Here is a 13,212-nt window from a genome sequence, read left to right as displayed (position 1 = left end):
GTCCGGGGCCTGCCGCCGGTTCGGCCGGTGGCGGTGCTCCAGGACCGGGCCCCGGACCAGGACGCTGGTGGCGCCCGCACCCTCCTCACGGCGCAGGAAGGAGAAGTCGTCGGTCCGGCTGATCACGTCTGCGGCCGTGGTCAGCAGCACCCGCAGGTCGGGGTGGTGCGCGAGGTCGGCGGGGGAGGTGGCAGCCGCGGGCCCCGACCGGGCCCCGACCGGGCCCCGACCGGGCCCGGGACGCCCGGTCAGGCCGGTTTGCGTTACGAACGACCGGACACACCACAGGGCATGACCACACCCACTTCACGCGTCGTGGTGATCACCGGCGCCAGTGCAGGAATCGGGCGGGCGTGCGTCGGGGCGTTCGCCGCGCGCGGCGACCGCCTCGCCCTGATCGCCCGCGGCAGCGCCGGGCTGGAAGCAGCCGCCGCCGAGGCCCGGAAGGCGGGCACGAGGGCCGTCGTGATCGAGGCCGACGTCAGCGATCCCCGGGCCGTCGAGGCGGCCGCCGAACGCGTCGAGCGCGAACTGGGGCCGATCGACGTGTGGGTGAACGACGCGTTCACCTCCGTCTTCGCGCCCTTCAGCGAGATCTCGGCGGAGGAGTTCCGCCGGGTCACCGAGGTGACCTACCTCGGCTACGTGTACGCCACCCAGGCCGCCCTGCGCCGCATGCTGCCGCGCGACCGGGGGACGCTGGTGCACGTCGGCTCCGCCCTCGCCTACCGGGGCATCCCGTTCCAGAGCGCCTACAGCGGGGCCAAGCACGCGCTGCAGGGCTGGCACGAGGCGTTGCGCTGCGAGCTGCTGGCCACCGGGACGGGGGTGCGCACCACGATGGTGCAGATGCCGGCGGTGAACACCCCGCAGTTCGACTGGGTGCTCTCCCGGCTTCCGGAGCGCGCGCAGCCCGTCCCGCCGATCTACCAGCCCGAGGTGGCGGCCCGGGCGGTCGTCCACGCGGCCGACCACCCGGAGCGGCGCGAGTACTGGGTGGGCGGCAGCACGGTCGCCACCCTGGTCGCCAACGCGGTGGTGCCGGGCCTGCTGGACCGCTACCTCGCCCGGACCGGGCTGGACTCCCAGCAGACCGACCAGCCGCGCGACGGCGACGATCCGGCCAACCTGTGGGAGCCCGTGGACGACCGGGAGGACCGCGGCGCGCGCGGCCGCTTCTCCGGCAGCTCCAGCGACCGGAGCCCGCAGCTGTGGGCCACCACCCACCGGGGCGTCGTCGCGGGGGCCCTCGCCGCCACCGCCGCCGCCGCGGCGATCGGCACCTACCTCGGGCGCCGGCGGTGACGCCCGCGCCCCGGCGCGGGGCCGACGCACCGGCGGACCGCCGTGCGGGGAGGGTCGGATGACCGTCTTCCCGCACCCCGCCGAGCGCACCGACGACGGGCGGGGCCGGTTCGAGCGGCTCGCCGAGACCGCGTCCAACCTGAGCGGCTCGCCGGTGTTCTCGGTGTTCTGCCTGCTGCTGGTGGCGGGCTTCTTCGTGGTGCACGCGCTGGGCCTGTCGACCGAGTGGCAGATCCTCGCGGGTGACGTGATGACCGCCGTCACGCTGGTGCTGCTGGCCCTGCTGAAGAACGCGGAGCGCCGCGCGGAGCACGCGCTGCAGCGCAAGCTGGACGCCATCGCCGCCGCCCTGCTGGAGCAGCACGCGGGCGACGGCGACCAGGCGCACCGGGAGCTGCGCGCGGCGATCCGGATGGAGGAGCGGGTCTGAGCGGCGGCGGGTCGGCACCGGGCCGGCACCGGGCCGGCACCGGGTCGGCCCGCCCTCGAACGTGCCGACCCGGGCACGCGGATCAGGGCTCGCCCACCCGCAGCCAGCGGTAGCCGTACGGCGGCAGCTCGACGCGCGGTGCGCCCGCCGCCCGGTCGACGGCGGCCCCGGTGAGGACGTCGGTCAGCGGGCCGTCCGGCGCCCCGGCGGCGGTGGCGGTGACCGGCCGGTCGGCGAAGTTGTGCAGCACCAGGACGGCACCGTCTCCGGTGGAGCTGAGGTGGGCGAGGACGGCGGGGTCGCCCGTGTCGAGCACCTCGCAGCGACCCCAGGCCAGTTCGGGGGCCTCGCGGTAGCCCTGGACGAAGGAGCGCATCCGGGCCAGCAGCGAGTGCGGGTCGTGGGCCTGGTCGCGCACGTTGACGTGTTCGGGGCCGAAGGCGCCCCGGGTCAGCGGCCGGGGGTAGCGGGCCGGGTCGGCCTCGGAGAAGCCCCCCGTGGGCCCCGGGGCCCACTGCATGGGGGTGCGGACGGCGAGCCGCCCGTCGGCGGCGAGGTTCTCGCCCATGCCGATCTCCTCGCCGTAGAAGAGCACCGGCGTGCCGGGCAGGGTGAACAGCAGGCTGTAGGCGAGCTCGATCCGGCGCCGGTCGCCGCCGACCATCGGGGGCAGGCGGCGGCGCAGGCCCCGGCCGTACAGCTGCATGTCGGCCTCGGGGCCGAACGCGGTGAAGACCTCGTCGCGTTCGGACTTCGAGAGCTTGTCGAGGGTGAGTTCGTCGTGGTTGCGCACGAACGTCGCCCAGTGCGCGTCGCGGGGCGGCTGCGGGCGTTCGCGCAGCGCGTCGGCCAGCGGGGCGGCCTGCTGCCTGGCCAGCGACAGGTACATCCGCTGCATGCCGATGAAGTCGAAGCACATCGTCAGCTCGTCGCCGCCCGAGGCGGGGTCGCCGAAGAACCGGAGCGTGTCCTCGTAGGGCAGGTTGACCTCGCCCAGCAGCACCGCCTCGCCGTTGCGGCGGCCGAGGAAGGAGCGCAGGTCGGCCAGGTACGCGTGCGGGTCGGGCAGGTCGTCGGCGTCCACCTGCCCGGCGGTCTCCAGCAGGAACGGCACCGCGTCGACCCGGAAGCCGGACAGGCCGAGCTGCATCCAGAAGCCCGTGATCCGGGCTATCTCGTCGCGGACCTCGGGGTTGGTGATGTTGAGGTCGGGCTGCTCCTTGTAGAAGCGGTGGAAGTAGTACTGGCCGGTGGGCTCGTGGTACTGCCACAGGCTCTGCTCGGCGTCGGGGAAGGTGACGCCCTGCGGGCCGTCCTGGGGCGGGGTGTCGCACCACACGTACCAGTCGCGCAGGCGGGCGTCCCGGCCGGAGCAGGCGTCCCGGAACCACGGGTGGTGGTCGGAGGTGTGGTTGACGACCAGGTCGGCGATGACCCGCAGTCCCCGGTCGCGGGCGGTGCGGACGAACTCGGTGAAGTCGCCGAGGGTGCCCAGGCGGGGGTCCACGGCGTAGTAGTCGGTGATGTCGTAGCCGTCGTCGCGTTCGCGGGTCGGGTGGAAGGGCATCAGCCACAGGCAGGTCACGCCGAGCCGCACCAGGTGGTCGATCCGCTGGGTGAGGCCGGGGAAGTCGCCCACGCCGTCCCCGTTGCCGTCCTGGAAGGTCTCGACGTCCACGCAGTACACCACCGCGTTCTTCCACCACAGGTCGGCGGTCTCGGTCAGTCTCATCGGGCGTCCTCCCCTTCGGTTCCTGCGGACCGTTCGCTTCTTGCGGACCGTCCGGTTCCTGCGGTTCCGGTGGTCCCTCCGGTTTCGGCGAGGCGGTGCACGCGCGCCTCCCAGGGCGCCAGGACGGCGGGGGCGCCGGGCCGCCGGGAGCCGTCGTCGGGCAGGTTGCCGAGGACGAGTTCGGCCGCCCGCCAGCGCGGCGGCAGGTCGACCGGCACGTGCTCGCCGGTGAAGTTGCCGAGGACCAGCAGGGTGGTGCCCCGGTGGTGGCGGGTGAAGGCGTACACCCGCTCGTCCTCGGGCAGCAGCAGGGTGAAGTCGCCGTGCACGACGGCCGGTTCGCGGTGGCGCAGCGCGATCAGCCGCCGGTAGTGGTGGTAGACCGAGCCGGGGTCGCGCCGGGCGTCGGCGGCGTTGACGGTGGTGTGGTTCGGGTTGACCGCGATCCACGGGGTGCCGGTGCTGAACCCGGCGCCCGGCGAGGCGTCCCACTGCATCGGGGTCCTGGCGTTGTCCCGCCCCATCGCCCGCAGCCCGCGCAGCACCTCCTCCGGGTCCTGTCCGGCCGCGAGGGCCTGCGCGTAGTGGTTGAGCGACTCGATGTCGCGGAAGTCGTCGATCGAGGCGAACGGGGCGTTGGTCATGCCCAGTTCCTCGCCCTGGTAGACGTACGGGGTGCCGCGGTGCAGGTGCAGGACGGTGGCGAGCATCGTCGCGGAACGGGCCCGGTGGCGGGGGCCGTCGTCGCCGAACCGGGAGACGATCCGGGGCTGGTCGTGGTTGTTCCAGTACAGGCTGTTCCAGCCGGTCTCGGCCAGGCCCCGCTGCCAGCGGGCCAGCGACGCCTTCAGGTCGGTGAGCCGCAGCGGCCGCGGGTCGAACTTCCCGCCGGGGCCGTGGTCCAGACTGACGTGCTCGAACTGGAAGACCATGTCCACCTCGGCCCGCGCCGGGTCGGTGAACAGCCGCGCCTCCTCGACCGTCACCCCCGGCATCTCCCCCACCGTCAGCAGCCGGCCCGGGTGGCGGGCGAACACTTCGCGGTGCATCTCCCGGAGGTACTCGTGCACCCTCGGCCCGCAGAGGTACGACGGCGAGCCGTCGCCGTACGGGCCGTCGCCGCGCAGCGGGCCGTCCGGCAGGGCCGGGTCCTTGGAGATCAGGTTGACGACGTCCATCCGGAAGCCGTCCACGCCCCGCTCCAGCCACCAGCGCATCATCGCGTACACCGCCTGCCGCACCGCCGGCTCCTCCCAGTTGAGGTCCGGCTGCCCCGGGGCGAACAGGTGCAGGTAGTACGCGCCGGACGCCTCGTCGTACGTCCAGGCCGGGCCGGAGAAGAACGAGCCCCAGTTGTTCGGCTCGGCGCCGCGCGGCTCGGCGGCCTCGGGGGCGGCGGCCTCGGGGGCGGCGGTCTCGCGCCGGGGCCGCCACCAGTACCAGGAGCGCTTGGGGCTCGCCGGGTCGCGGGACTCCTGGAACCACGGGTGCCGGTCCGAGGTGTGGTTCACCACCAGGTCCATCACCAGCCGCATGCCGCGCGCGTGCACGGCCGCCAGCAGCCGGTCGAACGCCGCCAGGTCACCGAAGAGCGGGTCGACGTCCTGGTAGTCGCTGATGTCGTAGCCGTTGTCGGCCTGCGGCGACGGGTACACCGGCGACAGCCACAGCACGTCGACGCCCAGCTCGGCGAGGTGGTCGAGCCGTGACGTGATGCCGTCCAGGTCGCCGATCCCGTCGCCGTCCGAGTCCGCGAAGCTGCGGGGGTATACCTGGTAGACGACCGCCGACCGCCACCACGCCCCGTCCGCCTCCGCCGGGCTCCCGCCGTTCCTCCGGTCCACCGGAGCACCCCTTCCGTCCTCGCTCACCGCGCCCGTCCTCCTTCCGTTCCCGCACCGGTCACGGACTCCGCCTTCCCCCCGCCGCGGGATCCACCGGACCGGTTCGGCCCGACCGCGGCCGGGAGGCTCCGGACGAGGAAGCCGCGCCCGCCAGGAACGCCACCGAGGCGCTCAACCTCCTCGCCCGGGTCCTGCCCGGGTCCTGCCCGGGACCGACGCCCCCGGCGGCACCGTCGGCGCGCCCAGCCCGCCGTCCTCCCCGGCGGCCTCGACGGGCTGCGCCTTCTCGGACTGGAGGCAGGAGCCGAAACCCCATCGGCGTCGAACTCTCCCCCCACTACGCGGAGATCGCCGAACAGCGCCTGCGCGCCGAACTCACCCAGGACGACTTCGTCCTCGCCGGACCGGAGGCGTGAGCGTGGGAGCCCCCAGAACCCTCAGCAGCCGCAGACGCGAAAGGGCGGCCGGAGCACCACGCTCCGGCCGCCCTCGCCGTCCGGTCAGACCTCCTGGACCGCCCGCTCGATCAGCACCGCCGCCGTGCCGGTGAGCGTCACCACCCCGCCCGCGACGGCGACCCGCACCGCGTAGGCGGGCAGCCGGAGGGAGCCGAGCAGGACGTCGTCGACGATCTCCCGGCGGATCTCCTCGTCGTCGCGCAGCAGCGGGCGCAGCAGGTCGGAGCGGCTGACGACGCCGGTCAGCCGGCCATCGCCGTCGACCACGGGCAGGTGCTTGAGCCGTCCGTGGTGCATGACCCGGGCGGTCTCGACCAGGCCCCAGTCGGGGCGGGCGGTGACGACCGGGCTGGTCATCAGTTGCCGGGCGGAGTGGTGTCGCCCTCCTCGAACAGGTCCAGTCGGAGCGTCCACCGCTTGGTGCGCGGCCGCTGCGGGGTGGTGCTCTCGTCCATGGTCCGGGGCCTCGGTCTCCGGCGGATCCGTGCGGGACCGGACCCGGCGGCCTCCGTCGTGCCCGCCGGGCGGGTCGGTTCTGCCCACCAGTCTCGTCCCGCCGGGGAGCGCCGCACCGGGGCCGGTCGGCCCTGACCGGGGGTTCGGGCCGACCCGTCCCGTCGCCGCGGTCAGTCGGTCCGGACGACGACCACCGGGCAGCGCGCGTGGTGGACGCAGTGCTGGCTGACCGAGCCGAGCAGCGTCCCGGCGAACCCGCCGCGGCCGCGGTTGCCGACCACGAGCAGCTCCGCGCCGTCGGCGGCGGCCAGCAGCGCGGTCGCCGGGTGGTCCTGGACGACGTGCTGCCGGATCTCCACGCCTTCGTGCCGGGTCGCCACCGCCTCCACCGCCTCGGCCAGCGCCTGCCCGGCAGCGGCGGCGAAGTCGAACGACTGCAGCACCGGGGCGGGCCACCCGTAACCCGCCGGGTACTGCCAGGCGGTCACCGCGTCCACCGCCGCCCCGGTCAGTTCGGCCTGCCGCACCGCCCAGGCCAGCGCCGTCCGGGCGGAGGGCGATCCGTCCACGCCCGCCACGATCCGCGACGAGCCTTCGTTCTCCGTGGTCATGCTGTCCTCCGCTTCTCGTACCCCCGCACCACCATCCGCACCCCGCCCCCGCCGGTCCACCGGAGACCGCCCGGCGGGGGACGACCGGGGCAGCCCTCGGGCCCGGCGGACGGGGTCGGCGCTCGCGCGAGGGGACCGGCGGCCCGCGCAGGCCACTCGGCCCAGGAGGGACGGGTCCGACCGGGCGGGAGGACGGGCCGCCCGGCCCCGACAACGGACGGCAGAACGGCGGGAGCATGGAGGCAGCGCCCCGCGGGAGGGGCAACCGTGGCACGCGTCCGGATCGCGGAGCGCCCGACCGGGCCTTGCCCCGCCCCCGCTGAACCCGTGGACGGCGTCGGGACGGCCGACGCCGTACCGACGTCGGGGCGTGGCGGGGGGCGAGACCCGGCAGGGCGCCGGGCGGGTGGGGCGAGTGGAGGAGGCACCGATGGACGCGCCGATCGTCGTCGGCTTCGACGGCACGGACGAGAGCGCAGCGGCCGCGCACTGGGCCGCGTCCGAAGCGGAACGGCGCGGCCTGCCGCTGGAACTCCTCCAGGCCTGGCCGTGGCGCGGTCCCCACGTCCTCGGCACCCCGGACGCCCAGCGGTGGGCGCGGCAGCGCCTGGCCCGGCAGGAGGTCGAACTCCGCGCCGGGCGCTCGGGCGTCGCGGTGTCCGCCGTCCACGTCCCCGAGGACCCGGCGCAGGCCCTGGAGGCGGCGGGCCGCAGCGCCACGATGCTGGTGCTCGGCTCCCGGGCGCTGGGGCCGGTGCGCGGGTTCGTGCCCGGATCGGTGGGCCTCGCCGTCGCGGGCCGCGCCGCGTGCCCGACCGTCCTGGTCCGCACCGCCGACCCGGCGGGCGGTGGGACCACCGCTGACGGGCCGGGGCCGGTCGTCCTCGCCGCCGACCTGCGCCCCGAGGCCGCTCCGGCCGTCGACTTCGCCCTGGAGTGCGCGGCGCTGCGCTCGGCCCGGCTGCACGCGGTCCGGGCCTGGGAACCGCCGACCGGCGCGGAGTACCTGGGCCCGGTCGAACTCGCGGAACTGGAGATCGCGGAGCGGCGGCGGCTCACCGAGGCCCTGGAACCGGGGTGGCGGCGCCACCCCGACGTCCGGGTGACGGCGGAGACCGTCCGAGGGCCGAGAGCCCGGGCCGTCGTCGGGGCCGGCGACGGGGCGCAGCTCCTGGTGATCGGACGCCGCACCCGCCGGGTCCCGGTGGGGCCGCACCTGGGAGCCGTCGCCCACGCCGTGCTGCACCACGCGCGCTGCCCGGTCGCGGTCGTCCCCTGCTACTGACGGACGCCTCGGGCGGCCCGTCCTCCTGCCGGCCCCGTCCAGGTGGTTCCGCTGCGCGTCCGCCGAGGTGCGACGGGTCGGCGCCGGTTCAGGTCTTCAGGTGGTCGGCGAGCCAGAGTCCGGGTCCGGCCCGGAAGCGCACCTGCCCGACGGTGCCGGGATCGCCGACCGCGAAACCGTCGGCCCCGGGGCGCTCCGGCCCCGCGCGGCTCCGCGTCGAAGCGGTCTCCTCGAACGCGACCCACCGCCCCGCCTGCCAGGTGAACACGCCCCGAGGGGAACACGCCCCGAGGGGAACACGCCCGTGCCCGCCGCCCGACGAAGGACCGCACCGTCGTGAAGGGGGTGATCGACCGGGCCGGTACGCCGCAGCACCCGGACCCGGGCTCCCGGCGCGGCGGCCGATCCGACCCGGAAGCCCGCCCGGTGGCGGCCGTGGGAGGCACGTCCACGGAGGCGGCCCGCGGGCTGCCCCCCGGCGCTACGCGACCAGCACCGCGACGCCGGTCACCCGGTCGGCGGCGAGGTCGGCGAGCGCGGCGTCCGCGCGCCGCATCGGGTAGCGGTTCACCCGCACCACCGGCCGGACCCGGGCGGCCTCGGCCAGGAACGCGCGTCCGTCGGCCCGGGTGTTGGCGGTGACGCTGCGCAGCGTCCGCTCCTGGAAGAGGTGCTGACGGTAGTTCAGGACGGGCACGTCGGTGAGGTGGATGCCCGCCACGGCGAGGGTGCCGCCGCGGTCCAGCGCGGCCAGGGCGACCGGGACGAGTTCGCCCGCGGGGGCGAACAGGATCGCGGCGTCCAGCGGTTCGGGCGGCGGGTCGTACGAGTTGCCGACGAAGCCCGCGCCGAGCTCCCGCGCCAGGTCGCGGGCGGCCGCGCCCCGGGTGAACACGGCCAGCCGGGCGCCCCGGGCCGTGGCGAGCTGGGCGGTCAGGTGCGCGGAGGCGCCGAAGCCGTAGATGCCGAGCAGCCCGCCGTCGGGCAGTTCGGCCCGCTCCAGGGCCCGGTAGCCGATGATCCCGGCGCACAGCAGCGGCGCGAGCTCCTCGGCGGGCGGCCCTTCGGGCAGCCGGTAGGCGAAGCGGGCGTCGGCGGTGACGAAGCCGGCGTAGCCGCCGTGCCGGTCCCAGCCGGTGTACGTCGAGGCCGGGCACAGGTTCTCCCGTCCGCCGCGGCAGTACCGGCAGCGCCCGCACACCCCGGCCAGCCAGGCCACCCCGGCCCGGTCGCCGACCGCGAAGTCCGCCACCCCGGCCCCGAGCGCCGTCACGCGCCCCACCACCTCGTGGCCCGGCGTGCACCGGGGCAGCCGTGGCGGCAGGTCGCCCTCGGCGAGGTGCAGATCGGTGCGGCACACGCCGCACGCCTCCACCTCCACCAGGATCTCGCCCGCACCGGGAGCGGGGCGCGCGCGCCGCTCCGGCACGAGCGGCCCGGGCCCGTCGTCCGCACCCACCGGGCCGGGGCGGGCCACCACCCAGGCGCCGTCCTCCGCGAAGGGGGGTTCCTCGTCCATCGTGCACTCCGTCCTCCTGCCCCCTTCCACCAGCCTGCCCCCGCCCCCGTACGGTGCCGAGCCGAGCCGGTCCGGGACGGGACGGCGGCCGGGGCCGGTCGCCGGACGGGAAAGGGCCGTTCGGACCAAGCGCCGCCGTTCCGACCGCCGGGAGGCTGGGGGTGAGGGGGCATCGGCCGACCGGTGAGGAGGCGGACGTCGTGCGCGCGCATCCGCGGCAACGGAAGAACCCGCTCAGGCGGGGCAGCGACCGCGTCCAGTGGTGGCTGTCCCGGATCCTGCTGGCGCTCGCGGTCGCCGGGCTCCCGGCGGCACTCGCCGTCGGCCTGACCGTCCAGCACGAACAGGCCCGGATCGTCCGGGCCCAGGTCGCCGACCGCCACCCGGTGACGGCGCGGCTCACCGAGGACGTCGCGGCCGGGCTCGACACCCGCACGGTTCCGGCGGTGGTCGAGTGGACCACCGCCGACACCACGCACCGGGCCGCCGTCGCGGTGGACACCGGGCAGCGCGCCGGTGCCGCGGTGCGGATCTGGCTGGACGCGGACGGCGCCGTCGTCCCGCAGCCCGCCACCGCCGGCCAGGCCGACGCGGCGGCCTGGACCGCCGCCCTGGTCACCGCCACCGCACTGCCGCTGGCCGCCACCCTCACCTGGAAGGGCGCGCTGCACGTCCTCGACCGCCGCCGCTACGCCCGCTGGGACGCGGAGTGGCAGCAGGTCGAACCCCGCTGGACCCGCCGCCAGCCGAGCTGACGCCCGGCCGCCGGAGCGCCCTGCCCCTGTAACCGGCGTGTTATGCCCGGACGGAGACAGTGGAGCGGAAGACCCCGCACAGTGATGGGAGCCCCGGGTCCACCATGAGCGCACCTCCTTCGCACCGGGCCCGCCACGGAGCCCTCGGCCCTCCGCGCCCGCCCGTGGCAGCGGCCCGGTGGTGGCCCGCCGCGGTCCTCCTGGTCGCCTGGGCCGGGGTGCCGGCCGTGCTGGCGGTCTGGTGGCAGGACACCATCCCCGGCTCGCTCCGAGGCAGCGGTGACGCGCTCGCCGCCGCCGGGCGGCTGTCCGGCCTGCTGGCCGCCTACCTCCTGCTGCTCCTGGTCGCGTCGATGGCCCGGATCCCCTGGCTGGAGAACCGGGTCGGCTCGGACGTCGTGGCCCGCTGGCACCGCGCGCTCGGCGAGTACACCGTGCTCCTCGCCGCGGCGCACGCCGTGCTGGTGGTCCTCGGCTACGCCCGGCAGTCGGGGACGGGCCCGCTCGCCGAGGCGGGCACCGTCCTGTTCCACTACCCGGACGTGCTGCTCGCCGCCGCGGGCCTCGGCCTGCTCGTGCTCGTCGGGGCCCTCTCGGCGCGGGCCGTGCGCCGCAGACTGCGCTACGAGACCTGGTACCACCTCCACCTGCTGGTCTACCCGGCCGCCGGGCTGGCGTTCGCCCACGAGTTCTCCGTCGGAGCGGACTTCTCCACCTCGGCGCGCAACCGCCTGCTCTGGTCCGGAGCCCACATCGCCGTGGCCCTCGCGGTGCTGGTCTTCCGGGTGGCCCTCCCGCTGTCCCGCTCGGTGCGCCACCGCCTCCGGGTGGTGCGGGTCGTGCCGGAGGGGCCGGGCGTGGTGTCGATCCACCTCGCCGGCCGGAGGCTGGACGAACTCGGTGCACAGGCAGGGCAGTTCGCGCGTTGGCGGTTCCTGGCGCGCGGCCAGTGGTGGCAGTCCCACCCCTACTCGCTGTCCGCCGCCCCGACCCCCGGGCACTGGCGGATCACCGTGAAGGACCTCGGCGACTCCAGCGCCGCCCTGGCCCGCCTGCGCCCGGGCACCCGGGTCTGGTTCGAGGGCCCCTACGGCGCCTTCACCGCCCGGCGCCGCACCCCCTCCCGCAAGGTCCTGCTGATCGCCGGGGGAGCGGGCGTCACCCCGATCCGGGCCCTCTACGAGACCCTGCCGGGCCGGGGGGACGACGTGGTCCTGCTCTACCGGGCGTCCCGCCCCGCCGATTTGGTGCTCTGGTCCGAACTGCAGGAGATAGCCCGCAGCCGGGGCTTCGCACTCCACCCCCTGCTCGGGCCCCGCTCCGACGGGCCGGACGACCCGCTGTCCGCCGACCGGCTGCGCCGCACCGTGCCCGACGCCGCCCGGCGGGACGTCTACCTGTGCGGGCCGGACGCCATGGCGGAGGCCGTCGAGCGGCAACTGCGCCTCGTCGGCGTCCCGAGGCACCGCATCCACCGTGAGACGTTCGCGTTCTAGACGAAGGGAGCACCCCGTGCGCAAGACCGCCACGGCCCTGCTGGCCACCGGCGCCGGCCTGTCCCTGCTGATCGGTGCCAAGGCCGCCTCCGGCGGCAGCCCGAGACCGGCCCTGGCCGCACCCGCCGCGGCGGCGGCACCCTCCGGGGCGGCGACCCCCGGCGCCCCGGCGGCCGCTCCGACGCCACCCCCGTCAGCCGGTGCGGTCAGCGGCACCTTCCCCGGCAGCGTGGTCGACACCCGCTACGGCCCGGTGCAGGTGCAGGCCGTCCTGACCTCGGGCAGGCTCACGGACGTCACGGTGCTGCAGCAGACCGAAGGAGGCCGCAGCACCCAGATCGACGCCTACGCCCTGCCCCGGCTCAAGGCGGAGGCGATGAAGGCCCAGAGCGCCCACATCGACGTCGTCTCCGGCGCCACCTACACCTCCACCGGCTACGCCGCCTCCCTGCAGGCGGCCCTCGACGCCGCCCACCGGTGAACGCCGTGCCCACCCGCACCACCCGTGTCATGGGAACCGTCGTCTCCCTCAGCGCGCCCGCCGGCACCGACCCGGACCGCCTGCGGACCGCCGCCGACGCCGCCTTCGCCCACCTGCACCGGATCGACCGCGTGTTCTCACCGTTCGAGCCGGAGAGTCCGGTCAGCCGCATCCGCGACGGCCGCCTGGACCTCGCCGCGCTACCCGACCACCCGGACGGAGCCGAGCTCCACGAGGTGCTGGCGCTGTGCGAACGCCTCAGAGCCGCCAGCGACGGCTCCTTCGACGCCTGGGCGGTCGGTGACCCCCCTCGGTTCGACCCCTCCGGCGCGGTCAAGGGCTGGGCCGCCGAACGGGCCTCCGCGCTCGCCGCCGCCCGCGGCCTGCCGCGCCACGTCCTCAACGCGGGCGGCGACGTCCGGCTGCGGGCGGGCGACGACCCCCGGCCGTGGCGGGTCGGGATCACCGACCCGCACCGGCCCGGCGGCGTTCTCGCGGTGCTCGCCGTCACCGACGGTGCGGTGGCCACCTCCGGAACCGCCGAACGCGGCCCGCACGTCACCGACCCGCACACCGGCCGTCCGGCCACCTCCCTGGTCCAGGTCACCGTCACCGGCCCCGACCTCGCCCTCGCCGACGGCTACGCCACCGCCGCCCTCGCCAGGGCCGGCGGCCCGGGCGGCGTGCCGGCGGCCCACGCCTGGCTCACCGGCCTCGCCCGCCGCACCGGCTACCAGTCCCTGACCGTCGACCCGCACGGCTCCGCGGTCCACACCCCGGGCCTGGCCGACCTGCTCGCGGGTGCCGGGTCCGAGCCGTCCACCGCGAGAGGATGAGGAC

Annotated in this window: 13 protein-coding genes and 1 pseudogene; 8 read left to right on the top strand and 6 right to left on the bottom strand. The window is 76.2% G+C overall.

Annotated features, from left to right (window positions below):
* Positions 1 to 291 precede the first annotated feature (291 nt).
* Positions 292 to 1,305, top strand: a complete 1,014-nt coding sequence (locus tag OO57_RS24305; protein ID WP_033254749.1) for an SDR family oxidoreductase — start codon at positions 292 to 294, stop codon at positions 1,303 to 1,305.
* A gap of 58 nt (positions 1,306 to 1,363) precedes the next feature.
* Positions 1,364 to 1,735, top strand: coding sequence for a low affinity iron permease family protein (locus OO57_RS24300; protein ID WP_033254748.1), 372 nt, complete (start codon positions 1,364 to 1,366; stop codon positions 1,733 to 1,735).
* A gap of 82 nt (positions 1,736 to 1,817) precedes the next feature.
* Here the strand turns inward: OO57_RS24300 and OO57_RS24295 are convergent, their stop codons facing one another.
* Both OO57_RS24295 and OO57_RS24290 read right to left on the bottom strand, forming a co-directional pair.
* Entirely contained in the window at positions 1,818 to 3,467 is a 1,650-nt protein-coding gene (locus OO57_RS24295) for an alpha-amylase family protein (RefSeq protein ID WP_033254747.1), read from the bottom strand.
* Positions 3,464 to 5,311 carry a glycoside hydrolase family 13 protein gene (locus tag OO57_RS24290; protein ID WP_106974094.1) on the bottom strand — a complete coding sequence of 616 codons (1,848 nt, stop codon included), beginning with the start codon at positions 5,309 to 5,311 and terminating at the stop codon, positions 3,464 to 3,466. The genes OO57_RS24295 and OO57_RS24290 overlap by 4 nt, the downstream gene beginning before the upstream one ends.
* Before the next feature lie 305 nt (positions 5,312 to 5,616).
* Between OO57_RS24290 and OO57_RS45910 the strand changes: the two are divergent.
* A pseudogene (locus tag OO57_RS45910) lies at positions 5,617 to 5,727 on the top strand (site-specific DNA-methyltransferase); the annotation flags it as partial.
* An 84-nt stretch (positions 5,728 to 5,811) separates the two neighbouring features.
* Here the strand turns inward: OO57_RS45910 and OO57_RS42855 are convergent.
* Both OO57_RS42855 and OO57_RS24280 read right to left on the bottom strand, forming a co-directional pair.
* Entirely contained in the window at positions 5,812 to 6,126 is a 315-nt protein-coding gene (locus OO57_RS42855; RefSeq protein ID WP_051778182.1) for an HPP family protein, read from the bottom strand.
* A gap of 269 nt (positions 6,127 to 6,395) precedes the next feature.
* Positions 6,396 to 6,836 carry a universal stress protein gene (locus tag OO57_RS24280; RefSeq protein ID WP_033254746.1) on the bottom strand — a complete coding sequence of 147 codons (441 nt, stop codon included), beginning with the start codon at positions 6,834 to 6,836 and terminating at the stop codon, positions 6,396 to 6,398.
* 430 nt (positions 6,837 to 7,266) lie between these two features.
* On the opposite strand from OO57_RS24280, the gene OO57_RS24275 reads away from it, so the two are divergent.
* A complete protein-coding gene (locus OO57_RS24275; protein ID WP_033254745.1) occupies positions 7,267 to 8,121 on the top strand; it encodes a universal stress protein in 855 nt (284 codons plus the stop codon).
* Positions 8,122 to 8,209: 88 nt separating this feature from the next.
* On the opposite strand, the gene OO57_RS24270 is transcribed toward OO57_RS24275, so the two are convergent.
* The gene (locus OO57_RS24270) at positions 8,210 to 8,389 is read right to left on the bottom strand and encodes a hypothetical protein (protein ID WP_033254744.1); all 180 of its coding nucleotides are present in this window, start codon (positions 8,387 to 8,389) and stop codon (positions 8,210 to 8,212) included.
* A gap of 213 nt (positions 8,390 to 8,602) precedes the next feature.
* Positions 8,603 to 9,640, bottom strand: a complete 1,038-nt coding sequence (locus tag OO57_RS24265) for a zinc-binding alcohol dehydrogenase family protein (protein ID WP_033254743.1) — start codon at positions 9,638 to 9,640, stop codon at positions 8,603 to 8,605.
* Positions 9,641 to 9,840: 200 nt separating this feature from the next.
* On the opposite strand from OO57_RS24265, the gene OO57_RS24260 reads away from it, so the two are divergent.
* The 4 genes from OO57_RS24260 (at position 9,841) to OO57_RS24245 (ending at position 13,208) form a co-directional block, all read left to right on the top strand.
* On the top strand, positions 9,841 to 10,395 hold the full coding sequence (locus tag OO57_RS24260) for a hypothetical protein (protein WP_033254742.1): 555 nt from the start codon (positions 9,841 to 9,843) through the stop codon (positions 10,393 to 10,395).
* A 164-nt stretch (positions 10,396 to 10,559) separates the two neighbouring features.
* Positions 10,560 to 11,891, top strand: coding sequence for a ferric reductase-like transmembrane domain-containing protein (locus OO57_RS24255; RefSeq protein ID WP_234337486.1), 1,332 nt, complete (start codon positions 10,560 to 10,562; stop codon positions 11,889 to 11,891).
* A 16-nt stretch (positions 11,892 to 11,907) separates the two neighbouring features.
* Complete coding sequence (locus tag OO57_RS24250) at positions 11,908 to 12,372, top strand: FMN-binding protein (protein ID WP_033254740.1); 465 nt, start codon at positions 11,908 to 11,910, stop codon at positions 12,370 to 12,372.
* A 29-nt stretch (positions 12,373 to 12,401) separates the two neighbouring features.
* A complete protein-coding gene (locus tag OO57_RS24245; RefSeq protein ID WP_063737635.1) occupies positions 12,402 to 13,208 on the top strand; it encodes an FAD:protein FMN transferase in 807 nt (268 codons plus the stop codon).
* The last annotated feature ends 4 nt before the right edge of the window (positions 13,209 to 13,212 follow it).

Origin of the sequence: Kitasatospora phosalacinea (assembly GCF_000717185.1) — a bacterium.
Classification (GTDB): Bacteria; Actinomycetota; Actinomycetes; order Streptomycetales; family Streptomycetaceae; genus Kitasatospora; species Kitasatospora phosalacinea_A.
This window is presented reverse-complemented; position numbering and strand designations above follow the sequence as displayed.

Excerpts from the sequence above, each read along its gene's own strand:
- OO57_RS24305 (WP_033254749.1), top strand. The coding sequence starts at position 292 with ATGACCACACCCACTTCACGCGTCGTGGTGATCACCGGCGCCAGTGCA.
- OO57_RS24300 (WP_033254748.1), top strand. The coding sequence starts at position 1,364 with ATGACCGTCTTCCCGCACCCCGCCGAGCGCACCGACGACGGGCGGGGC.
- OO57_RS24295 (WP_033254747.1), bottom strand. The coding sequence starts at position 3,467 with ATGAGACTGACCGAGACCGCCGACCTGTGGTGGAAGAACGCGGTGGTG.
- OO57_RS42855 (WP_051778182.1), bottom strand. The coding sequence starts at position 6,126 with ATGACCAGCCCGGTCGTCACCGCCCGCCCCGACTGGGGCCTGGTCGAG.
- OO57_RS24280 (WP_033254746.1), bottom strand. The coding sequence starts at position 6,836 with ATGACCACGGAGAACGAAGGCTCGTCGCGGATCGTGGCGGGCGTGGAC.
- OO57_RS24275 (WP_033254745.1), top strand. The coding sequence starts at position 7,267 with ATGGACGCGCCGATCGTCGTCGGCTTCGACGGCACGGACGAGAGCGCA.
- OO57_RS24265 (WP_033254743.1), bottom strand. The coding sequence starts at position 9,640 with ATGGACGAGGAACCCCCCTTCGCGGAGGACGGCGCCTGGGTGGTGGCC.
- OO57_RS24245 (WP_063737635.1), top strand. The coding sequence starts at position 12,402 with ATGGGAACCGTCGTCTCCCTCAGCGCGCCCGCCGGCACCGACCCGGAC.